The sequence below is a fragment of the Arcobacter sp. 15-2 genome (assembly GCF_047159865.1).
Taxonomy (GTDB): domain Bacteria; phylum Campylobacterota; class Campylobacteria; order Campylobacterales; family Arcobacteraceae; genus JAIOSF01.
This window is the reverse complement of record NZ_AP038804.1, coordinates 1,443,551-1,467,222: the sequence shown is the minus strand read 5'-3', so window position 1 is coordinate 1,467,222 and position 23,672 is coordinate 1,443,551. Positions and strand designations below refer to the sequence as shown.

21 protein-coding genes are annotated in these 23,672 nt (G+C 30.1%); 16 read left to right on the top strand and 5 right to left on the bottom strand.

Translation table 11 applies throughout. From position 1 onward, the window contains the following. Positions 1-52: 52 nt before the first annotated feature. Entirely contained in the window at positions 53-1,558 is a 1,506-nt protein-coding gene (locus ACMCMH_RS07805) for a response regulator (protein ID WP_412724299.1), read from the bottom strand. Further along, entirely contained in the window at positions 1,555-4,692 is a 3,138-nt protein-coding gene (locus tag ACMCMH_RS07800) for a response regulator (RefSeq protein ID WP_412724297.1), read from the bottom strand. The genes ACMCMH_RS07805 and ACMCMH_RS07800 overlap by 4 nt, the downstream gene beginning before the upstream one ends. Positions 4,693-5,211: 519 nt before the next feature. Here ACMCMH_RS07800 and ACMCMH_RS07795 point away from each other — a divergent pair. Together ACMCMH_RS07795 and ACMCMH_RS07790 are read left to right on the top strand one after the other, a co-directional pair. Beyond that, positions 5,212-5,526, top strand: a complete 315-nt coding sequence (locus ACMCMH_RS07795; protein WP_412724295.1) for a DUF485 domain-containing protein — start codon at positions 5,212-5,214, stop codon at positions 5,524-5,526. Beyond that, entirely contained in the window at positions 5,526-7,175 is a 1,650-nt protein-coding gene (locus tag ACMCMH_RS07790; protein WP_412724293.1) for a cation acetate symporter, read from the top strand. The genes ACMCMH_RS07795 and ACMCMH_RS07790 overlap by 1 nt, the downstream gene beginning before the upstream one ends. Before the next feature lie 57 nt (positions 7,176-7,232). On the opposite strand, the gene ACMCMH_RS07785 is transcribed toward ACMCMH_RS07790, so the two are convergent. Genes ACMCMH_RS07785 through ACMCMH_RS07775 form a run of 3 tightly spaced genes read right to left on the bottom strand, consistent with a single transcriptional unit; the run spans position 7,233 to position 10,513 of the window. Beyond that, on the bottom strand, positions 7,233-8,153 hold the full coding sequence (locus ACMCMH_RS07785) for a glycosyl transferase (RefSeq protein ID WP_412724291.1): 921 nt from the start codon (positions 8,151-8,153) through the stop codon (positions 7,233-7,235). A 31-nt stretch (positions 8,154-8,184) separates the two neighbouring features. Continuing rightward, on the bottom strand, positions 8,185-10,287 hold the full coding sequence (gene feoB / locus ACMCMH_RS07780; protein WP_412724289.1) for a ferrous iron transport protein B: 2,103 nt from the start codon (positions 10,285-10,287) through the stop codon (positions 8,185-8,187). Beyond that, positions 10,274-10,513, bottom strand: a complete 240-nt coding sequence (locus ACMCMH_RS07775) for a FeoA family protein (protein WP_412724287.1) — start codon at positions 10,511-10,513, stop codon at positions 10,274-10,276. Before ACMCMH_RS07775 ends, feoB (ACMCMH_RS07780) begins: the two co-directional genes overlap by 14 nt. 150 nt (positions 10,514-10,663) lie before the next feature. Here ACMCMH_RS07775 and ACMCMH_RS07770 point away from each other — a divergent pair, with 150 nt between their 5' ends. The 14 genes from ACMCMH_RS07770 to ACMCMH_RS07705 all read left to right on the top strand — a co-directional run bounded on the left by ACMCMH_RS07770 (position 10,664) and on the right by ACMCMH_RS07705 (position 23,649). Further along, positions 10,664-10,774, top strand: a complete 111-nt coding sequence (locus ACMCMH_RS07770) for a FeoB-associated Cys-rich membrane protein (RefSeq protein WP_412724285.1) — start codon at positions 10,664-10,666, stop codon at positions 10,772-10,774. Beyond that, positions 10,761-11,480: an ATP-binding cassette domain-containing protein gene (locus ACMCMH_RS07765; protein WP_412724283.1), complete on the top strand. Its 720-nt coding sequence runs from the start codon at positions 10,761-10,763 to the stop codon at positions 11,478-11,480. Before ACMCMH_RS07770 ends, ACMCMH_RS07765 begins: the two co-directional genes overlap by 14 nt. Before the next feature lie 9 nt (positions 11,481-11,489). Beyond that, entirely contained in the window at positions 11,490-13,106 is a 1,617-nt protein-coding gene (locus ACMCMH_RS07760; RefSeq protein ID WP_412724281.1) for a DUF4857 domain-containing protein, read from the top strand. Between the two features lie 91 nt (positions 13,107-13,197). Continuing rightward, the gene (locus ACMCMH_RS07755; RefSeq protein ID WP_412724279.1) at positions 13,198-13,443 is read left to right on the top strand and encodes a FeoA family protein; all 246 of its coding nucleotides are present in this window, start codon (positions 13,198-13,200) and stop codon (positions 13,441-13,443) included. Continuing rightward, positions 13,440-15,962 carry a ferrous iron transport protein B gene (gene feoB, locus ACMCMH_RS07750; RefSeq protein ID WP_412724277.1) on the top strand — a complete coding sequence of 841 codons (2,523 nt, stop codon included), beginning with the start codon at positions 13,440-13,442 and terminating at the stop codon, positions 15,960-15,962. Before ACMCMH_RS07755 ends, feoB (ACMCMH_RS07750) begins: the two co-directional genes overlap by 4 nt. A 1-nt stretch (position 15,963) precedes the next feature. Then, positions 15,964-16,266, top strand: a complete 303-nt coding sequence (locus ACMCMH_RS07745; protein ID WP_412724275.1) for a hypothetical protein — start codon at positions 15,964-15,966, stop codon at positions 16,264-16,266. A gap of 118 nt (positions 16,267-16,384) precedes the next feature. Next, positions 16,385-17,179: a DUF4198 domain-containing protein gene (locus tag ACMCMH_RS07740; RefSeq protein ID WP_412724273.1), complete on the top strand. Its 795-nt coding sequence runs from the start codon at positions 16,385-16,387 to the stop codon at positions 17,177-17,179. 65 nt (positions 17,180-17,244) lie between these two features. Continuing rightward, positions 17,245-17,463, top strand: coding sequence for a hypothetical protein (locus ACMCMH_RS07735; protein ID WP_412724271.1), 219 nt, complete (start codon positions 17,245-17,247; stop codon positions 17,461-17,463). Between the two features lie 15 nt (positions 17,464-17,478). Further along, positions 17,479-17,670, top strand: coding sequence for a hypothetical protein (locus tag ACMCMH_RS07730; protein ID WP_412724269.1), 192 nt, complete (start codon positions 17,479-17,481; stop codon positions 17,668-17,670). A gap of 130 nt (positions 17,671-17,800) precedes the next feature. Continuing rightward, positions 17,801-19,951, top strand: a complete 2,151-nt coding sequence (locus ACMCMH_RS07725) for a TonB-dependent receptor plug domain-containing protein (protein ID WP_412724267.1) — start codon at positions 17,801-17,803, stop codon at positions 19,949-19,951. Continuing rightward, positions 19,951-20,916: an ABC transporter substrate-binding protein gene (locus ACMCMH_RS07720; RefSeq protein ID WP_412724265.1), complete on the top strand. Its 966-nt coding sequence runs from the start codon at positions 19,951-19,953 to the stop codon at positions 20,914-20,916. The genes ACMCMH_RS07725 and ACMCMH_RS07720 overlap by 1 nt, the downstream gene beginning before the upstream one ends. Continuing rightward, a complete protein-coding gene (locus ACMCMH_RS07715; protein WP_412724263.1) occupies positions 20,913-21,695 on the top strand; it encodes an ABC transporter permease in 783 nt (260 codons plus the stop codon). The genes ACMCMH_RS07720 and ACMCMH_RS07715 overlap by 4 nt, the downstream gene beginning before the upstream one ends. Further along, positions 21,683-22,420 carry an ABC transporter ATP-binding protein gene (locus tag ACMCMH_RS07710; protein ID WP_412724261.1) on the top strand — a complete coding sequence of 246 codons (738 nt, stop codon included), beginning with the start codon at positions 21,683-21,685 and terminating at the stop codon, positions 22,418-22,420. The genes ACMCMH_RS07715 and ACMCMH_RS07710 overlap by 13 nt, the downstream gene beginning before the upstream one ends. Then, positions 22,417-23,649, top strand: coding sequence for an NnrS family protein (locus ACMCMH_RS07705; RefSeq protein ID WP_412724259.1), 1,233 nt, complete (start codon positions 22,417-22,419; stop codon positions 23,647-23,649). Before ACMCMH_RS07710 ends, ACMCMH_RS07705 begins: the two co-directional genes overlap by 4 nt. Positions 23,650-23,672 lie beyond the last annotated feature (23 nt).

Below are 23,672 nucleotides of genomic sequence, written 5' to 3'. Positions count from 1 at the left end.
ATCCTTTATAAGATTTTATTATAACTTATATATCTTTAAAACTTTATCAATTTTAAGCTACTGGAATTTCAATATGAAAACAAGCACCTTTCAATTGTTTGTTTTCAAAAGTGAACTCTTTGTTATAAACTTTGACACTAAAATTATGATTTTCATGGAGTATTTTATAAGTCATTGTCAATCCAATTCCTGTGCCTACAGACTGATGTTTTGTAGTGAAGTATGGTTCAAAAATTCTACTTTTAACTTTTTCATCTATACCTCCACCACTATCAAGTATTTCTAATAATATTTTATCTTCTTGAATTTGCGTCGTTGAGATAAAAAGATATCTGCTACTCTCTTCATGAACATTCGAAACAAGGGAGTCTTTTGCATTATTAACAATATTTATCAATGCTTGAATAACTTCACCTTTACAACAATAAATAGGAACATTCTTTCTAAATGTTGTTACAAGTTCAATGAAATTATTTTTTAACGATGATTCAATTATTGAGATTGATTCATTTATAACCGTATCTATATTTACATTTTTAAACTCTTTATCTGCAAGCAAAAAACTTCTAAAGTCGTCAATTGTATGAGACAAATAATTACTTTGGGTTACTATTAAATCCATATTTTTTATAAAAGTATCATCATCAAGCATATTATACTGTTTTGCCATTTTCGTACCACTTGCAGCTGTAGAGATTATAGAGAGTGGCTGTCTCCATTGGTGAGCAATATTTCCAATCAACTCACCCATAGAAGCTAATCTTGCATGCTCTTCAAGAGATTTTAAAGATGTCACATCCTTAACAACAAGTAAAAACCTCTTTTTGTCAGGGAGCAGTGATATACTTGTATTCACATTTATTCTTTGCCCATTTTTTACAATACAGGTTTTTTCTACATTTTCTATATACTCGTTTTGTAATACTAAATCAAATATCTCTTGACTTCTTATTTTATCTTTAGGATCAATGATATCCAAACAACTTTTTGTCAATAACTCATCTTTTGAGTAACGAGTCATCTCCAAATATGCTTTATTGAAACTCAAAAAAACTAAATTTGTGTCTAATATAGCTATTCCATCTTTAGAGTAGTTAAATATTGACTCAAACTCTTTTTTACTATTTTGAACTTCCATCATTTGATGGTTTAGGTTTCCTATTGTTTGAGAAAGAGATTGCTGTAAGTCATTGAGTCTAAGATGTGTTAAAACCCGTGCTAATAACTCTTCCTTTGAAAATGGCTTTGAGATATAATCAACTGCACCATGAGCAAACCCATCTTTAACATTTTTTGGATCTTTTAACCCTGTCAAAAAAATAAATGGAATACTCTTTGTTTTTTCATTTGACAATAACTCCAATGCAACCTCATAGCCACTCATTTCAGGCATAACTACATCTAAAAGTATAAGATCTACTTTCTCGTTTTTAAGTATATTTAAAGCGATTTTACCACTTGTAGCAACTCGGATTTCATAATATTCAGTTAGTATATTTGCAACTATATTTATATTTGTAGGTTCATCATCTACTATTAAAACAACTTTGTTTCTCATACTAACTGATCCATAATTTTTTCCAATATTATTTGGGCATTTTGGTAGTCATAGTTACAAAGATGAGTATCTAACTCTTCAGCACTACTTTGACCTATAATATCTCTTATGTTTGCTAAAATACTCTCTTTTCTTTTTAATGGAATAAATATCCCTTTTTGAATATCCTTAGCTAGGAGTTTTATCTCTTTTAGTAGCTCCTCTTTTGTGCATTTTATAGGTTCACTATCATTTTTTTTTGGTTTCACTACATTTTTATTGATTGAATTTATAACTATTTCAATACTGTTTTTTAGTTTTGGTATTAACTCTTTTTTTCTTTGGTTATTTTGTGTTTCATATATCTCTTTGCTATATCTAAATACATCTACAAAAGACAAGTTTCCACTTACCCCTTTTAAGTTGTGTAATAATGCATCAAATTCTTTAGAATCTACATCAAATGTATCAAGTTCATCTGTGAAACTTTTTTTATTTTTTGCAAAACTCATAAGTGAACTATATAACAAATCTTCAGAATCATTAAATTTACTGAGAAGTTCATCCATATCTACCCCATCAATTTGAACCATAGTTTTTGATGAGATCTTTGGTTTTAATTTTTCTTTATCAATCCTAACATCAAAATACTCTTCTACAACTTCATCTAATTTTGTTTTTACAATTGGTTTAGCAAGATGATTATTCATTCCTGCTGCTTTTGTCAACTCTTTATCTTTTTGCATAACAGCTGCACTTAATGCAATAATTGGTATGGATGAATCAAACTTTCTTATCTCTTTTGTCGCCTCAAACCCATCCATATTTGGCATTTGTAAATCCATAAAAATAATATCATACTGTTCTGTACTTGCTTTATTCACAGCTTCAATACCATCATTAGCAATAAATACATCAAATCCTATTTTCTTTAACTTTTTACTTGCTACGATTTGATTTACTTTATTGTCTTCAACAACCAAGGCTCTTTTTGTTTCTTTTAATACAAATACTGCAGATTTCTTATTATCCTTAGATTGAATACTATCTATAAAAATTACATTATGCAAATCAGACGGAGTATATGGTTTTTCTAAAACTTTATTAAGCTTGATTTTTTTTATTTTAAGTTCTTCTAATAACTCTTTTTTATTATTTGCTGTAACCATAAAAATATGAGGTATATCAATGTTTTCATCTTGCATCTTTTCTAAAAGTGATACACCATCTAACTCTGGCATAAACCAATCAACTAAAAGGTAATCAACTTTTTGTTTTTTTAAAATTTCAAATGCCTCTAATCCATTACTCGCTTTAATGGGTTTTATATTCCATGATTCAAGGATTGTTGAGAGATATTCTCTATCTATTTGGCTATCGTCAATCACCATAAATACAGAATCATCAAACTTATTTGTAATATTTAATATCTCTTCAGCATATTCTAATTCTAAAGAAAAACCAAAAACACTTCCTTCCCCTTGAACACTTTGAAAAATCAGTTCTCCACCCATGAGGTCTATAAGCTGTTTTGATATAGCAAGTCCTAAACCTGTTCCCCCATATTTTTTTGTAATTGAGCTGTCCTCTTGTGCAAATGATTGGAATAACTTTGCTTGATTTTCTTTTGCTATCCCTATCCCACTATCTTTTACTTTGAACTCTAATTTAAATTTTTTATCTGTTTTTTCAAGTAAACCTATATCAACTTGAATATATCCATGTGAGGTAAACTTGATAGCATTTCCTATAAAGTTATTTAGTATTTGACTTATTCGTAAATTATCCCCTATTAAAATATGATTGATAGTTGGGTCAACTGTAAAGTTTAACTCTAACCCTTTTTGATCTATCTGGTAACCAAATAGATCAGATATATTACTGAGTGTGTCGTGTAAAAGAAACCGCTCTTTTGCAATATCTAATTTATGTGCTTCCATTTTTGAATAATCTAAAATATCATTAATAATACTCAAAAGGGATTTGGATGATTGTCTTGATTTTTCTAAATACTCTTTTTGAATATCGGTTAAAGATGTATCTAAAACAATATCTGTTAAGCCAATAATACCATTTAATGGAGTTCTTATCTCATGTGACATATTTGCTAAGAATTCTGACTTGGCTGCATTTGCTCTGTCTGCTTCTTCTCTAGCATCCAAAAGATCTTTTTCTTTATTTTTTAGTTCACTTATATCTATAATATAACCAATAAAATGAGTAATTTCCCCCTCTTTATCTCTTTGTATAACAGTATAGTCAAGTACCCATTTTGTGCGACCATCTTTTGTCATAATTCTATATGGCTTATGAATAAAAAAGTCCCCTTTAGTTTTTTTCTCTTTTTCAACCTCTTCAAAGACTTGTTTTACATCATCTTGATGTATTGTTTCAGAATAAGCAATAGCACCATTTAAAATATCTTCTTTATCATATCCTAAAAGTTTTTCAACACTATGTGACACATATTCTACACTCCAAGTGGGGTCATCTCTCCATTTAAATAAAACACTATCCCCTTTATCAAATAATGATAAAAGCGATTTTTGCTCTACAATCAGCTCACTATTAATCTCATTGAGAGTGTTGAGCATTTTTTCTTTCTCTTTTTGTTTCTCTTGTAAAAGCACTTTTTGTGTGACATCATTTAAAATAGCAATAAATCGTTTGACTTTTTTATCTTTTCCTAAAATTGGTGTTACTGATAACCCATTCCAAAAACTTGTACCATCTTTTTTATAATTCAATATTTCACATGAAAAAGGCTCCAATTTTTCAAAGCTTTCTTCTATATATAAAATAGTTTCTTTTTTTGTCTCTTCACCTTCTAGTAGATTTGGATTCTTTCCGCTTATAAATTTATCACTATATCCTGTAAGTTCTTCAAAACCTTTATTTGAATAGATCACTCTATATTCTTCATCAAGAATCAAAACTCCTTGTGAAATATTAAATAATGCTTCATCTTTAAATACTGCTATCTCTTGTTGCCTTTTTAATATATATGCTATTAAAAATGTTATCAGCAATCCTAAAGTAGTAAAAACAAATGCGTTGGTTGTATAATGTGCATAATAACCCAATAAAATACTTATGGAAACACCAAAAGTCAGTGTTAATATATAAATATACCTATATAGTGTAGTGTTTTTCAATTTTTGTCCTCTAACTTTTTATCATTGATTTGATAAGTATTGATTATATCTTAATTCAATATCATCTACCTAAACTAAATTATTAATATAAATTTTTTGATTATATTAGTTCATTTTTACACATTCTAAAAATTTTAATAAATTTAAAAAGTATATATTTAGGTATGATTTTACCTTAATTTCTTAAATTACTAGAAATTTATTATATATTTTATGTTACGATAATTCCCTTTATTTTTGTTACTTTTTTACTATATGAATATCGATATATACTATCTTTAACCATTTATTTAAAGAGAAATGTTAAATAATAACTTATTGCTTTTGTTACGAAAAGATACACTATTTTTTTCTTTTTTCTTTTTTTTAGGAGTTACCGAAATACTCATATAGCCTTTATATACTCATCTCATTAAGACATATTAAATAAATATTAAATTATTTTATTAATATTTATATTTTATTTACTCCCTTTGCTAATTGTGTATAAATATGAACGAATTTTAGAGGAGAAGACATATGAAAGAAGAATTGGTAGATAGGATTGAAAACAATCCAAAATATCAGGAACTCGTATCCAAAAGAACAGGTTTGGGTTTGAAGTTAGGTGCATTTGTACTAGTAATGTTTTATGCATTTATTTTAACAATCGCTTTTAATAAAGAGGTTTTAGCAACAAAAATGGGTGATGGTTTGACAACTATAGCATTTCCTATTGCTTTAGGAATTTTAATTATAAGTTTTTTAACTACACTTATTTATGTAAGAAAAGCAAATGGTGAGTTTGAAGACTTAACTAACGATATCAAAGATGATGTAAAGGATCTGTTATAATGTTTAAAATTTTAGCACTTATCTCAATTTTTGCACTATCAGCATTTGCAGCTGGTGACGCAACATTTGAGGCAGTAAAAAGAGAGCTTAATATCCCTGCGATTATTATGTTTTTTGTATTTATCGTTGGTACACTAGGTATCACATACTGGGCAGCAAGAAAAACAAAATCTGCGTCAGATTTCTATACAGCTGGTGGAGGAATCACTGGATTTCAAAATGGTCTTGCTATTGCTGGTGATTATATGTCAGCTGCTGCATTCCTTGGGGTATCTGGTCTTATTTACTTAAAAGGGTATGATGGTGTTATTTATGCTGTATCATTCTTAGTTGGTTGGCCTATTATTTTATTTTTTATGGCTGAAAAATTAAGAAACTTAGGTAAATTTACATTTGCTGATATCGCTGCATATAGACTGGGTCAAAAAGAGATCAGAACTCTTGCTGCATTTGGTTCTTTATCTGTTGTTGTTTTATATCTGATTGCACAAATGGTTGGAGCTGGTAAACTTATCCAAGTACTCTTTGGTATGGAGTATGAATTTGCTGTAATGCTTGTTGGTGTTATGATGATTATTTATGTAACATTTGGTGGTATGCTTGCTACTACATGGGTTCAGATTATTAAAGCTTGTTTACTCCTTTCTGGTGTATCATTTATGGCTATTATGGTTTTATACCATTTTGACTTCTCATTTGAATCTTTAGCTGTTCAAGCTGTTGAAAATCATAAAGACTCAGAATCTATTTTAGCACCAGGTGGATTTATATCTGATCCTGTATCTGCTATTTCATTAGGTATGGCACTTATGTTAGGAACAGCTGGTTTACCACATGTTCTTATGAGATTCTTTACAGTTGGTAATGCTAAAGAAGCTAGAAAATCTGTTGTGTATGCTACTGGTTTTGTTGGTTACTTCTGGGTTATTATTACTATTGTTGGTTTTGGTGCTATTGCATTCTTAAACTCTGCAGATGGTGCACAATACTTTACTGATGGTAAACTATTTGGTGGAAATAATATGGCTTCAATTCACTTATCACATATGTTAGGTGGGAATGCATTCTTAGGATTTATTTCAGCGGTTGCTTTTGCTACTATTTTAGCTGTTGTTTCTGGACTTACACTTGCTGGTGCTTCTGCGATATCTCATGATATTTATGCAAATGTTATCAACCCGAATGCTACAGATGCACAAGTTGTAAGACTTTCAAAAATCACTGTAATTGTTGTAGGTATCATAGGTGTTATTTTTGGTATTGCTTTTGAGCAACAAAATATTGCTTATATGGTTGGTTTGGCTTTTGCTATTGCAGCGTCTGCTAACTTCCCTATTTTATTCTTATCTATTTACTGGAGAGGTTTAACAACAAGAGGTGCATTTATTGGTGGATTTATTGGACTAATTACTGCTGTTACTCTTGTAATCATTGGACCAATTGTTTGGGTACAAATTTTAGGAAATGCTGAAGCAATTTTCCCATATAAATATCCAGCATTATTCTCAGTAACAACTGCTTTTGTTGCAATTTGGTTTTTCTCAAAAACTGATAACTCTCAAAGAGCTAAAGATGAAAGAGAAAAATTTAGAGCTCAAAATGTTCGAGCAAATACAGGTATTGGTGCAGACGGAGCAGTTGCTCACTAATACGCTAAAACTAAAGAGAACTTCTCTTTAGTTTTAACTTTTATACTTATTTAATTTTTAAGAATTTAATCTTTCCCAAGCTTCACTTAAACTTTTTACTCTTTGTGCAAATACTAAATAAAGTGCAATATTAAATTTTGCTAATTGAATAATTTCAGAACTTGGATTTTTTACAATTTCAAGAGCTTCTTCAAGTGAGATATTTTCATATACTTTATCATAACCAATACCAAAATCTTTTAAACTAAATGACTGTTCTACAATCCCATCATCTGTTTTTTGCCAATATTTACCATCTTTAAAAACTTCAGGACTCCCTTCACTTGCTTTGACTACAAGTACATTTTTGTAATACTGCTCAAACATCACTAAATATTTTTCTACATACGGTTTATGAAAAGCTGTTGTTACTCCATATTCACTTTGTGCAGGATTTAAAAGTTTTTCAACAGTATTAAATGCTGTTCTCAAACCTAGTTCATGTCGTAGAGTGGTAAGTTTGCTTAACTTTGGTAAATACTCTGCTCTATCTAAAAGATGAACATATTTTTCAAATACAAAATGCTTCCCTATCTCTTTTGCAGTGATACCATTTTTTGCAGGCTGTAAAAGATCTGTAGATATAACTAGTTTTAACTCTTGTATATCAGTATTTTTTTCAAAAAAATCTTGTAAAATCTTTTCATACAATGGAAACAAAAAAGGGTTATTTGTTCTTCCATCAAACGAATACCCTAACTCTAGCGAGTTCTCTATCTTTTGAAATTGCATACATTTTCTTAAAGCTTTAATACACCCTTTTAGTTCATCATTTGTTTCTAGTTTTGTTCTCCACCCAATTAAAAAAGCACCTATTTGAGAAGGGGTAACTTTATTTTCAAGAATTAAAGAGATAGCATCTTCTATCTCCTCTTGTGTTAATTCTCTATTTCCTTTTATACCTGTCCCAACAGCTTTTATATATTTTTTAAAATTCATCTTTTTCCTTTTTTTTCTAATCGTTTTAAATCTACACTAATAATGCAACCTGATACCCAATATACGCTAGTACATAAGCAACTATTGTAGTAAAAAAGAAAAGATATACAGCATATTTAAATCCACCCGCTTCTCGTGCAAATACAATCGTTGCAGCCAAACAAGGTAAATATGTCATCATAATAATGATAAATGCTACAGCAGATGCAAATGGTATATGCTCATGTAGTCTTTCGATAAGACTTGAACTTTCTTCATCTACATCACTCCCCAATGAATACAATACACCAAGAGTAGATACAACAACTTCTTTTGCTGCAAGTCCAGTTTGTAAAGCAACTGCCATTTTCCAATCCATCCCTAAGGGTTCGAAAATAGGCTCTATAAACTTACCTATTTTTCCTAAATAACTTTGCTCTAAAAGCATTTGATTTAATTCATTTGACAATATATTTTTTTCTTCTATATTGGTGCTTTGTTCTATTTTTGTTTCATACTTTATATTAAGTGTATCGCTATGAGGATAGTTACTTAAAAACCAAATCAGCATCGAAGCAGCTGCTATAAAAGTACCTGCTTTTTTTAAGTACATCCAAGTTTTTGACTTTACAGTATGCCAAATTAAAACAACAGAAGGGAGTCTATATTTAGGCATCTCCATTACAAAAGGTTCACTTTCACCCTTAAAAGCAGTCATTTTTAGTAATTTTGCCATAAGTATTCCTATAATTGCACCACTTATATAAATAATAAATAAGATATTTCCTGAAGATTCAGGGGAGAAAAACGCTCCTACAAACAATACATATACAGGAAGTCGTGCTCCACAACTCATAAACCCAATGATAAATAAAGTGAGTAATCTATCTCTATCATTTTTAAGTATCCTAGCACTCATATAAGCAGGAATAGAACAACCAAATCCAGTAACTAAAGGGATAAAAGATTGTCCATGTAAACCAAACTTATGAAAAAAACCATCTAAAAGATATGCTATTCTTGACATATACCCAGTACTTTCAAGTAAAGCAATTCCTATAAAAAGGATGATAATATTGGGTATAAATAATACAACAGCCCCAACCCCTGCAATCAATCCATCTACAACAAGTGAACGAATATCTTGATTTGATATACTCTCTCCTACAGTATTTCCAAGCCATCCAAAAAATCCATCTATCCAGTCCATAGGGATAGAACCAATTTCAAAAGTTAATTGGAACAATCCCCACATCAAAAATAAAAAAATAGGAATACCAAAAAAAGGATGAATAAGAATATTATCTATTTTTTGTGTTGTTGTCAGTTTTGCAGGGTCTATGTTATTTATTTTTACTGTTTCTGTTAAGACACCTTGGTTAAAAGCCATAAATTCTTCTGCAAAAATATCTATCATTGCTTCTTCATCATGGTGCATTTTGATATGATTGATTGCCTCTAATAAAATAGGTTGTAAAGTTATCCAAATAGGTTCATCAAGCAACATTCTATATGTTTCTTTCTCTTCACTAATTAAATTTATAGCAATTTTTCTATATGATAACTCTGATTGAAACTTATTTTCACTTAAGTGTGTTTCTATGTTGAGTATCTCTTCCTCAATAGCTTCACTAAATACAAGTTTTGTTTCTTTTCGTGGGTTTTCATAAGTATGTACAATATTGTACAATAATTTATCAATCCCTTTTTTCGTTACTGCCGATGTTTTTATAGCACTTACTCCTAAGAGTTCTGTCATATAATTTGCATTGATTTCTATATTTTCTTTTTTTGCTTCATCTGACATATTTAAAGCCACTAACATCTTTTTTTCTAAGTTTAATAGTTCAGAAGTGAGCTGTAAATTTCTTTCTAAATTTGTAGAGTCTACAACATTTAAAATTAAATCATATTCTTCATTTTGTAAAAAGTCACTTGTAACTTTCTCTTCAATAGAATAGTTTGTTAACATATAAGTACCAGGAAGGTCTACGATGGTGATTTTATAATCTTTATATTGAAAAATTATCTCTTTTTTTTCTACAGTAACACCTGAAAAATTCCCTACATGCAATGTAGTATCCCCCAGTGCATTTGTAAGCATACTTTTCCCAACATTTGGTTGTCCGACAAGTGCTATTTTAATTTGTTTCATATTCTTCCACTTCTATTTTCATAGCTTCCTCTTTTCGTAAAGCAATAGTCATTTTTCCAACTTGTATCTCGTATGTTGCACGAAGTTTTGTGGAAGCAAGATATTTGATTTGAATCCCTTTGAGTATTCCAAAAGATATAAGTCTTTGGCGTAAAGCGCCTGTAGTATGTAATTTTTTTACAAGATAAGATTTGTTTATTTCACAATCTATAATAGTTTTACCCATTATCACATCCTTTATAAATATAGGTAATCATAGTGGATTTTTGCTTGAAATCTACTAAATGTGATAATTAGTATCAATTTATAAAGCTTTAAGAGTAGTTCAACTATTATATTGATAATCATTATTAATATATAGAAGGATTTTTAAATTATGGATACTATTTTTTTAACTGTTATCACTTTAGGCGCAATATATTTCTTATATAAAAAATTATTTAAAAACAATGGTTGTGGAGGTGGTTGTAATTGTGGCAAGAAATAAAATCATTGAGATAAAAAACTTGTCTCACAATTATGGAAAACATCCTATATATCAAAACTTAAATTTAGATATATACAAAGGGAGTATTTTTGGACTATTAGGGAAAAATGGCGTTGGTAAATCTACTTTGATAAATATATTGATGGGATATATAAAACCCACTCAAGGTGAGTGTTTGATATTTTCTGAATCTTCTTATAATCTTTCTGCAAATAGTAAAAAAAAGATAGCTTTACTACATGAGGGTTTCATAACTTATGATTATATGACTATTGAACAAATAGAGAAATTCTTTGCACCATTTTATCAACTTTGGAACAAAAAAATTTTTTATGAACTAGTTGATTTGATGGGGTTGCATTATACACAAAAAATAAACTCTTTATCGTTTGGACAAAAATCACAAGTTGTACTAGGATGTTTATTTGCACAAAATGCAGAACTACTAATACTAGATGACTACTCAATGGGGTTAGATGCTGGATATAGAAGACTTTTTATAGATTATTTAAAAGAATATATAAACAACACAGATAAAACAGTACTTATCACTTCACATGTGATGAGTGACTTAGAAAAACTGATTGACGATATGGTTATTGTACAAAAAGGTGGCATCATTCACAAAGATACTATGCAAAATTTCAATAAAAACAGCACAACAAATTTTGAAGATAACTTCTTAAATTTTGTTGGAAAATATTAGGGGTGTGATATGTTTGTAGAGATTTTAAAAAAAGAGTGGATCAAGCTTAAATTTTATATCATCATTTTACTATCTATTATTATATCATCCCTCTTTTATTTTAACTTCAATCTTGATTTTGCATTTAGAACAATTGAACCAGAATCTATGATGTGGTATAAATTTGCACACCTCAAAGATAAACCCTATTTTTATCTCTCTTATCTATTTATTCTCATTGGAGTTATCATCTCTTTTGCACAGTTTTTACCAGAGCGAATTCAAAACAGAGTAAAAGTGATGATCCATTTGCCTTTGGAGTTAAACATAAGTTTACTATATCATTTGATAATAGGTACTTTTACAATTTTTGTTTTGACCACTATATTAGCTATACCTCTATTACTAATTTTGGTACAACATTACCCAGACTTGATAGTACAGGTTGCTTTTAAAGATACTCTTGCGTATAGTTTTATAGCAATTGTTGTTTATATCTCTTTATCTGCTACTATTTTAGAAAAAAACCTCATTGTTTCTTTTTTCAAACTTCTATTTACTCTTTTTTTCATTGGGTTATTTTTAAAAAACCAATATCTCTCTTATGATATTTTGTGGTTAGCTATCATTATTATTGTTTTTTTTCTAGCACTAGATAGTTTATATAGTATAAAAGAACAAAGGATAACTTCAAAAATATATCTAAGTTCTTTAGTTCTTATATTTATAGTGATGCTATTTATAAACTTTGAACAATACAAAAAAAAATATACTCATGAGTTCAACAACTACTATATATTTTATTCTAACATAATCGATGATTTTGTTTATCAAAAAAACTTCGGACAACACCAATTTGAATATGCGGTTCAAAATAAAAACAAATTTGACAGACTCACTTATGAATCATACTTACCTTTTGTGTATTGGAAAAACTTAGATATACAAAATAAACTTCCATTCACTATAAAAGAAAAAACTTTTACAAAAAAACAGATTAAAAATTCACGACTAGGTTTTAGTTATCATCCAAAGTTACTCAAGCCATTAGAGGTTGAACTCTATGCCTTGCTTAATCCTCAAACTACAAAAGGGATGATACCTTTTCCAGAAGAGGTATTTGCTATTACTAAAAAAGGTGCTGTAGTTTATACTTATGATACTAAAATTGCACATAATCAAACTAAAAATCTCAATGTACAACTAGAAAAACTTAACTTTCAGTTTCCAGCTTTAAATATTTGGGGAAAATCTACAAATATGAAACCATTTGATAAAGGATATCTAGTAAAAGACAGCAAACAAGAGCTTTACAATATTCAAAAAGCTAACGATACCATTTGGGTGTCAACTATACAGTATCCAAAAGATATAGAGATAGCATATATAAAAATTTCAGAAAATAAACAAAAAAAACTTTTAGGATATGCCATAGATACAAAAAGCAATTTTTATCTTCTTGACTGGAATTTTAAATTTATTAAACTAGATTTACCGAAGTTTGACTATAAAAATATGAAACTCAAACTTATCTCAAACCCAATCAATTATCTTATTAGATACGATAATCATGAAGACTATTATGCAGTTGTTTTTGATAAAGAGTTCAAAAAAATAGATGAGATTATAATAGAAAAAAACAATTAATGATAATTATTATCAATTTTAAGAAAAAACAAAGTCTTTTTCTTATATTATTATGATAATAATTATTAAAATTAGTATTAAAGGGTTCTAAATGCAACTAGAAGGGTTAAATTTAAGATTAGATTCTATGAATCAAGGTCAAAAAGTTAAAGTAGTAAAAATTCATACAAAAGGAAAACTTATGCACAAGCTACTAGATATGGGCTTTGTTAATGGTTCAGATATAGAAATAGTACGAGAAGCACCTCTTTTTGATCCAATGGAATTAAAAATCCATAACTACAATATAAGCTTACGAAAAAGTGAAGCAAATTTGATTGAAGTAATCGCTTTATGAATAAAATTAAAGTAGCCCTAGCTGGTCAACCAAATTGTGGAAAATCCACAATTTTTAATATGGTAAGTGGCATAGACCAACATATAGCAAACTATCCAGGTGTAACTGTAGATAAAAAAGTAGGTTTTTTCAAGTACAACAAGCAAAAAATAGAGATGGTTGATTTACCTGGGACTTATTCTTTTAGTTCCTATTCACTAGAAGAAAGAGTTGCAAAAGAGTTTATCATAAATGAAAATCCAGATGTCATTGTAAATGTGGTGGATGCCTCAAATATAAAAAGAAATCTCTATCTTACTTTCCAACTTCTAGAGATAGGGATGCCTGTTATTGTTGTCCTGAATATGATGGATGTAGCTAAAAGACGAGGTATGGATATAGATAGCCAAAAAATATCCAAAATGCTTGGTTGTCCAGTTATTGAAGCTAGTGGTGCTAAAGGTATTGGGGGTGAAAAGATTATGAAAACAATCGTCGAAACTGCCAATGCAAAAAGTTATTATGAAGAGTTCAAAATAAACTATGAAGAGTTAGAACCGCATATAAATATTATAGAAAATACGATTCAAGATACAACATCTTCATTAAACAAAAGATGGATGGCAATAAAAGTTTTAGAGGGTGATACAACTATTATTAGCCATTTAAAACAAGAATATCATGATATAGAGACTTTAGCCAAGGAACAAGAAGATAAATTTCACTCCATTTATGACAAAGATAGTGTTTCATTTCTAGCAACATTTAGATACGATAGTGCAGATATAATCTATCATAAATCTGTCAAAGAGAACAATAAAGGGAAAGAAACACTTACAGATAAAGCTGACAAAATAATTCTTAATAGATTTTTAGCATTGCCTATTTTATTTGCTATTATGTTTTTGGTTTATGAACTCTCAATTGTTTATGGATACAAACTCACAGATTATACTTGGCCACTTTTAGCTGCTTTTAAAAACTTTGTTATTGATCTTATGCCAAAGGCTTATTTTACAGAGGTTCCACTTATTACTGATTTTGCTATATGGATGGTTAATAGTGCCAATGCTTTAGCAAACTATATTCCTATTTTCTTTATACTTTTTGCGCTTATTGCTATTATGGAAGATGTTGGATATATGCCTAGAATGGCTTTTATTCTTGATAGGATTTTCAAAAAATTTGGGCTTCATGGACAGTCAACGCTCCCCCTAGTTTTAGGCGGTGCAATGGTTGGAGGATGTGCCGTTCCAGGAGTTATGGCGACAAAAGGTATAGCAGATGACCGTGCAAGAATGGCAACAATACTAACAGTACCATATATGAATTGTTTAGCAAAAGTACCTTTTTATACTTTACTCTTAGGAGCATTTTTTAAACCTGATATGGCACTAATGATGTTTTTTATATCTACAGTTACTGTTTTTATAGCTTTAATTGTTGCAAAAATATTAACATCAAGTGTTCTAAAAACAAGAGAAACAGCACCTTTTGTAATGGAGCTTCCCCCTTATCATGTTCCAACATTCAAAGGGGTAATTATAAGAGCATTTCAAAGAGTTTGGGTATACATCTATAAAGTTATTACAATTGTTTTAGCTGTTGCCATTATTCTTTTTGCTATGTTGCAATTTCCAGGACTTAGTGAAGATGCTGAGGCAAAATACAATCTACAAGCAACAAAAGCCTTAGAAAAATTTAACGCAAAAGCACAAAAATCAACTTACTATGAACTAGTAGATACAAAAGATGAGATAGCAGAACTTCTTAACTATTACGATGGTTATAAAGCCAAAAGAATGGCAACTACTTCTAAAGATGGAGCTTTAGCCATTGATAATAAATATAAACAAATAAATGAAAGCTATTTTAAATTTATCAAGCCTAGAAGTGATAAAGAAGCTCGAAAAATAAATAGAATTTTAAGAAAATTATCAAAAGATAGAAATAGAATTTTAAGAAATATGAAAAATGAAAAAGTAGAAAATTCACTTTTAGGAATGGCAGGAAAATCTATTGAACCACTTACACAATATGCTGGATTTGATTGGAAAATAAATGTTGCTTTTTTAAGTTCATTTGCAGCTAGAGAAAGTGCCGTGGCTACTTTGGGTAGCTTATATGAGAACAATAAAGCGGATAATACAAGAGCCGAAGAAGCTATGGCACAAAATAGTGGCTACACTCCTTTACATGCTGCTGCTATTATTATTTTTATGATACTTACTCCACCTTGTATAGCTACTATGATTGTAGTAAAAATGCAAACTCATAGTTACAAATGGATGTTATTTGCTATATTTTTCCCTGTTACTTTAGGAGTGATTATCTCATCTACACTTTTTACACTAGGTACTGCTTACGAGTTAACAGGTGTTGAAGCGATGACTTACTTTTATTTCATCGTAGTTTTTATAGCCTTAGCCTTAGGACTTTATCCTGATAAAACAATAAATTGGAGAGGTGGGCTCAAAATACCATCTAAGGCAAAAGGACAATACAATGTCTATTCAAAATCTTTGAAAGGGGGAAAATAAGATGATAAAAAGTTTATTATTAAGCATAACACTTGCTTCTACTTCGCTTTTTGCTCATACAGCTATTATGTCTTGCTTTGACAATGGTGATGGTACTATCACTTGTGAAGGTGGATTTAGTGATGGAAGTAGTGCAAGTGGAGTGAAGTTTAGAGTTGAACAAAATGATAAAGCTGTCTTTGAAGCTAAAATGAGTGAAGATAGTGAAGTGACATTTAATAAACCAGTTGGTAATTACAATGCTGTTTTTGATGCTGGAGAAGGTCATGCTGTTTATATCAAAGGTTCGGATATAACTGAATAAAACTAAAGACTATAGTGTTAAGTGTTTTGTTTTGAAACTTTCAAAATTGAACACTTAACTTTTTTTTCACTCTCAAATATGATAGTGATTATTACAATTAAATTAAAAAGGGATAAAAATGACAAAAAAACTTTTAACTTCAATAGCAGCATCTGCTGTACTAGCAACATCAGCATTAGCACACTTTCAGATGGTATACACACCAAATACAGCCCTAACAAAAGGAAAAACAATAGAGTTCAAACATGTATTTACGCATCCGTTCGCAGATGAACATACTATGGATATGGCAGGAGTTGAAGAGTTTTATGTAATAAATAAGAAAAAAAAGACTGATCTTAAAAAAACATTAAAACCTATCACTTTTAAAGGGCATCATAATAGTGGAAAAGCTTATACAAGTAAATACAAAGCTAGAAAAATGGGAGATCATGTTTTTATAATGAAACCAGCTCCATATTATGAAGCAAATGAAGATGCATATATACAACAAATTACAAAATCGATGGTAAATGTTGCAGGAACTCCAACTAATTGGGATGCTGAACTTGGGTTAAAAGCCGAAATCGTACCTTTAACAAAACCTTATGCTATTTGGGAACATGGAAGTTTTACAGGGATAGTAAAATCTAAAGGTAAAGTTGTACCATACGCAGAGATTGAAGTTGAATATCTAAATAGAGATGTAGATATGAAAAACAACAAAATGGGAAGCTCAAAAGTTGAAGCTCCACAAGATGCATTTGTAACTATGACAATCAAAGCAAATAAAGATGGTGAATTTACATTTGCTATACCAAAAGCAGGTTTTTGGGGATTTTGTGCTTTAGGTGTAGGAACAGATACAGAATATAAAGGGAAAGAACTAAGCCAAGATGCTGTTATTTGGGTCGAAGCTAAAGAGATGAAATAAATTTTTAGAGAGCCTTTTATAAGGCTCTTTATAAAGTATATAATCATTCAAAGGAGAATATCAATATGTTTTTAAATATATATTGTAAATTTTATAAAGCAATCAATCAAAGAAATAGTAAACAAGCAGAAAGCATTTTTGCATATAGTGATATAAGAGATTCTCTCATATCGCAAAGTTTACAGAATTGTGAAAGAGGCTCGATACTTCAAACTATTGAATCTTTTTCAAGTATTGGATTAAGAACCCAAGCTTTAATTATTTGGGACAAATGTAATCAATAAAAAGGATATATAGCTATGAGTCAACATATTATTCAAAAATTCCATAAGTTTAGTAGCTATTACCTCGACTTAAATGATAAAAACTTCATCAACTTACGAACATCCACCACCCCAGATATCCCTGAGCTTTTAGAAATAGTAGCTATTTTAGAAACTCACGATATATCATATGAACTTACATCTCAATTTGATTTAAAATATCACTAAATCTTGATTTATATCAATGATTTTGATTATCATTTAGTATATAATCACCTAAAGGAAAATTATGAGATATAGTATTTTTAAACGCTGTAGATAGCCATTGGCCATCTCAAAAATTAAATGGAGAATAAGTATGAAAAAGAAAATACTCTTAAGTATAATTAGTTCAAGTCTACTTTTAGGAGATAATGCAATAAAACTAGATGATGTTGTAACAATTTCATCGGCAACAAAAACAGAAAAAAGAATAGATGGAGTTGCTGCTTCTGTAATAGTAATAACAGACACAGAGATTGCCAGTATGGGAGCAGAGTCTTTAAAAGATGTACTAACTAACACAGCTGGAATAAATATACAATATGGAACATTTCCAAATGCAAGTAGTAAATCAAAATCTTCTATAAGTTTACGAGGGATGAGTACAAATGGAACTTTATTTTTAATAGATGGAAGGCGGCTAAGTGGTGAAGTTTCAAACCCTTATGACCTAGACCGAATTCCAGCAAGTCAAATTGAAAAAATCGAGATTGTTAAAGGTCCTATGAGTACTTTATATGGAGCTGATGCAACGGGAGGTATTATTAATATTATTACAAAACAACCAACAAAAACGCCACATATAAATTTAGGGGTAAGGTATGGTCAAAATAGTGATGGAGATGATAAAAATAAAAACATCAACTTAAGTGTAAAAGGGAAAAAAAACAAGCTTGGATACAGTTTCTATATAAATAAAACAAAAACTACACCATATACTCAAAAAGAAGTTGCAAATGTACATGTAAAACAAGTAGGTGGTCCTAACAGTGGTACTTTACAAAAACCGTCAAATACAACAGCCACTACACCTTCTGCACAATTACAAGGATTGAGTAATAGCTACTTACACAATGTTACCTATAAAGAAGAAAGCGATATTTTGACTTATGGTGGTAGAGTTGAGTATGATTTTACAGATAATATAACCGCTGGATTTGAATTTAATAAGTTCGATGAAGAGCGAGAGGGAAGCTATATTGGATATTTTCATCCATCAAACATCTCCCCTGCACCAGGACAATTTATACCTGTATATAATATACCCGTGGATTCAGAAGATAAAAATGAAAGGCTTGATACTGCAATTGATTTAAAAATAAATGCTACAAACGATTTATTTATACAACTTCGTGGATATAAAAGCTATTATGAAAAAAGAAATACAACAACGACACCTTATTGGAATGAATTAAAATATGCAAGTCAAGCAGATTCTGCTCAAAATGGGATGAGTGCAAATGTTGATGTTAGAAGTTTTGAAGCTTTAGCAAACTATTTTGTAAATGAAAATCATCTCCTAACAGCAGGTTTAGAAACAAGAAAAGAGGTAAGAGAAGCTACTGTATTTACACAAAGTCCAGAGATGACAGAAAAAAAAGTTGATTATAAAGCACTTTACTTACAAGATGAATGGAGTATTGATGATAGTCTAAATCTTATTATAGGTACACGATATGATGATATCAGCAATAGTGATAGTAAAGCCACTTTTAAATTTGGAGCTATTAAAAATTTTTCCAAGGAATTCAATGTACGAGCAAATATAGCTCAAGGATTTAGGGCTCCTGATTTAAGAGAGATGTATATTTTCAAAAATACAGCAAGTGGTAGACAAAGAGGTGCTGATACAGTTGATCTGACGATTGGGAAGAAAGCTTATGATTTAAAGCCAGAATTAACACTCACTTACGAGCTAGGATTCAATGGTAAAATTAAAGATACAAAATATGATTTTGCCATTTTTTACAATAGTATAAAAAACTTGATAAGCCAAGTAAATAAAGGTGCATTTTACACTTTTGAAAACCTAGAAAAAGCAAACACTTATGGGACAGAACTTACTATTCAGCACTCTATTAATAGTAATATTGATTTAGGGTTTAATTGGACAGAACTTCGAACAGAAAATAAACAAACAGGAGAAGATTTAGAGTTTAATCCAGACAGAATTATAAATGCAAAATTGACTTACCTTATCACAAAAGATTTAAATAGTGCAATAAGTGCAAAATATGTCAGTGAACAATATTATAGAGAAACTATCAATAGAGGTACTCCAACACAAAAAAGTATAGATAATAAAACAGATAGTTACTCAACACTCAACTGGAATATCAATTATGATTTTTCAAAAAACTTATCATTTTATGGTGGAATAAATAACCTAACAAATGAAACAATCAATGATGTATTAGGAAGTAGTAGTGGTAGATACTTCTTTACTGGTCTAAATGTGAGGTTCTAATGAAAAAATTACTATTATTAGCGTTAGCTATTGGAAGTTTATTTGCGACACAAAAACTAGATAAACTTATTCTTGCAGGTCCTGTTGCTAGTGTATCTCACCCTTTTTTCAAGATGATTCAAAGTGGTGCTTTATCTGATATTGCTTCAAAAGTTGAATTTAGGCTTTGGAAAAATCCTGATGAATTAAGAGCAATATTATTAAAAAAAGAGGCACATATAGTTGCTATTCCTACAAATGTAGCTGCAAATCTCTACAATAAAAAAGAAGATATCAAACTGCTCAATGTATCTATTTGGGGTATACTTGAGATAGTTTCAAGAGATAAAAATATCAAAACTATTGAAGATCTAAAAGGGCAACAAATTGTTGTACCTTTTAGATCAGATATGCCTGATATCGTTCTACAAGCTATTATCAAAAAAGCTGGTCTTAATCCAAAAAAAGATTTTGATATTCAATATGCACCAACACCTCCAGATGCTATGCAAATGCTTATCTTAAGACGAGCCGATAATGTTCTTTTAGCTGAACCAGCAACTTCTATGGCAATGATAAAAACAGGTTCTTTCCCTCTAAAGTTGATAGCTCCTGATATCTATAGAAGTGTCAATCTACAAAAAGAGTGGGGAAGAGTATTTCAAGTTGGTCAAAAAGTTCCTCAAGCAGGTATTGCTGTAGTTGGTAAACTTGATAACTCTATTGCTAAAAGAGTAGAAGAGGAATATAAAAAAGCAGTAACTTGGTATAAAAACAACCCCACGCAAGCTGGAGTTTTAGTACAAAAATATATCGAATTTTTCTCTACAGAAGCAATTGCAAACTCTATACCAAATGTGCAAATTGATGCTATAAGTGCAAAAGATTCAAAAAAAGACTTAGATAAGTTTTTTGAAGTTCTTCTTGAGATTGAACCAAAACTTATAGGTGGAAAGATACCAGATGAAGGACTTTATTTCGAATGAAAACAATTTTTAAAATAATCAAAGATTTCCCTTGGTTTTTATGGAGTGGTTGGGGTAGTATTGCCTCAATCTTCCTTTTTTTAGCTTTTTGGGATATGGGAAACCAACTTTATGGTGACCTTATTCTCCCCTCTCCCAAAGAGGTAATATCAACTATGATTACACTCTTCACACAACAAGATTTTATTGATAATCTTTTACTTACCATCAAACGAGGAATTATGGGATTTGGAGTATCTTTAACTATTGGAACAATGATGGGGCTTATTGCAGGATACTTTACTACTGCTTCAATCATGAGTCGTCCTATTGTGACTATTTTAGTTGGTATTCCACCTATTGCTTGGATAGTGTTAGCTATGATTTGGTTTGGATTTGGTGATATGACTGTTATGTTTACCGTGATTATAGCTTCTTTTCCTATTGTTTTTGTAGGTGCATTACAAGGAAGTCGTACATTAGAGGGTGATTTAAAAGAGATGATGGATAGTTTCCACATTAGCTTTTGGCAAAAATGTAAAGACTTATACTTTCCTCACCTTTTTTCATATCTTTTCCCATCATGGGTAAGTGCTTTAGGTATGAGTTGGAAAATTGTTATTATGGCAGAACTTCTGAGTGCAAATGATGGTATTGGGGCTTCTTTAGCAATTGCAAGAAGTCACCTTGATACTCCAACAGCCTTAGCACTCGTTACTACTATGGTTGGTGTTTTACTTTTTGTTGAATATATTATTTTAGAACCAATTAAAAAAGAGGTTGAATCATGGAGAGACTAGAAGTAAGTGAATTAAATTTTTATTTTGGATTTACACAAATACTCAACAATATAAATTTTGAACTCAATAGAGGTGAAGTTATAGGTATCGTAGGTCCTAGTGGAGGTGGAAAAACAACTCTACTAAAACTTTGTGCTAATCTTTTAGATGTAACAGAAGGAACGATAAAAAATAGTTTTGACTCTTCAGCTTTTGCTTTTCAAGATGCAAGGCTGCTTCCATGGAAAACAGTTATTGAAAATATTATGTTGCCTATAGTTTCACAAGAATCCTACAAAAAAGCTTATAATAAAGCTTGTGAAATAGCACTACGCTTTGGTCTTGAACAAAAAGATTTTATGAAATATCCAAAAGATTTGAGTGGAGGGATGAGACAACGGGTCAACTTTGCACGCGCTTTGATTACAAAACCTAAACTTTTATTCTTAGATGAACCATTTTCTGCTTTAGATATTGGTCTGAAAAGAGAATTGCAAGATTATGTACTTTCTAGCTGTAAAGAGTTCAATACAAGTGTATTATTTATCACACATGATTTGATGGAAGCTATCCGAATAAGTGACAAAGTTTTACTTCTCAAAAGTGATCCAGGTGAAATTATAAAAACATATACCATTGATCAACCAAAAGGGCAAAGAGATGATAAGTATATTTTCACAAAAACACAAGAGTTTTTAAATGACTACGATGTAATTAAAACATTTGAAATAAAGGCAATATCATGAGTCAAACACAAAAACAAAATGCAACAAAACATTATAAATTTTATCCAGATGAAGATAATATACCACACTATTTAGCCTATGGATTTCGACCTATTTTTTTACTTTTACCTTTATATATGGTAGCACTTGTCTTACTTTGGGGATTTGTATTTAGTGGTATGCTTCCAATCTTTGATGACCCTTTAAGTTGGCATATTTATGAACTGTTATTTGGTGTAGGTATTGCGGGGATTATGGCATTTATATTTACTGGTCTTCCTGAACTATTTCCAGGGCTTGTACCTATTGTTGGAAAAAGATTAAGCAAAATTATTGCACTTTGGATAGCAGGTAGAATTAGTTTTTGGTGTATTGATATTGTTGGGATTTATGTTGTTGCTTTTATAAATATAGCTTTATGGGTATATATCATTATATGGGCTTTTAAACCTGTTGTTTTAGATAAACTTCAAAGACATTCGAGTATTGCATATACTATAGTGATGCTTACTATTTTGCAGATTATGTTTTTTGCTTCAAAAGCTGATATATTGAAGGTAAATTCAATCGATATACTTTATCTATCTATTGGATGGTTTATGGTGCTCACTATTCTTGCTTTGCGTCGTGTAAATATGGAAGCTATCAATGAGATACTTGAACATAAAAACTTAGATGATGTCTTTATAGCAAAACCTTTTCGTTATAATTTAGCGATATTTACTATAATCTTATTTACTACTGTAGAATTTTTTTATCCGAATAACTCTATTTTAGGTTGGTTAGGTTTTGCGTGTTTTGCTTCTATACTAGGGATTCTCAATGATTATAATCTACAATATGAATCACTTTTAAAAGAATCTTTTATGTGGTATTTAAGTTCTGTTGTTGTGATGATGGCTTTAGGTTACGGTTTTTTAGGATTTTCTTATCTATTTGATTTTGGATCTCTAAATCATTTTAGGCATTTTTTGACTTCTGGTGCTTTTGGAATATCTTTTTTTCTTGTTATGGTTATAATAGCACATGTTCATACAGGAAGAGTTCTGAAATCAAATTGGTGGATTATGGGTGGAGTAATCCTTCTTATCATAGCTACAATTTTTAGAACGATCATACCATTTTTTTTAGAGAACTATTATACTTTTATAAATATCTCTATAGTTTTATGGATTATCCCTTTTATAGTTTATTTTTTTAAAACTAAATCTTTTTTAGTGAGCGCTCGACTCGATGGAATAAAAGGGTGAATATACACCCTTTTTAATATTAA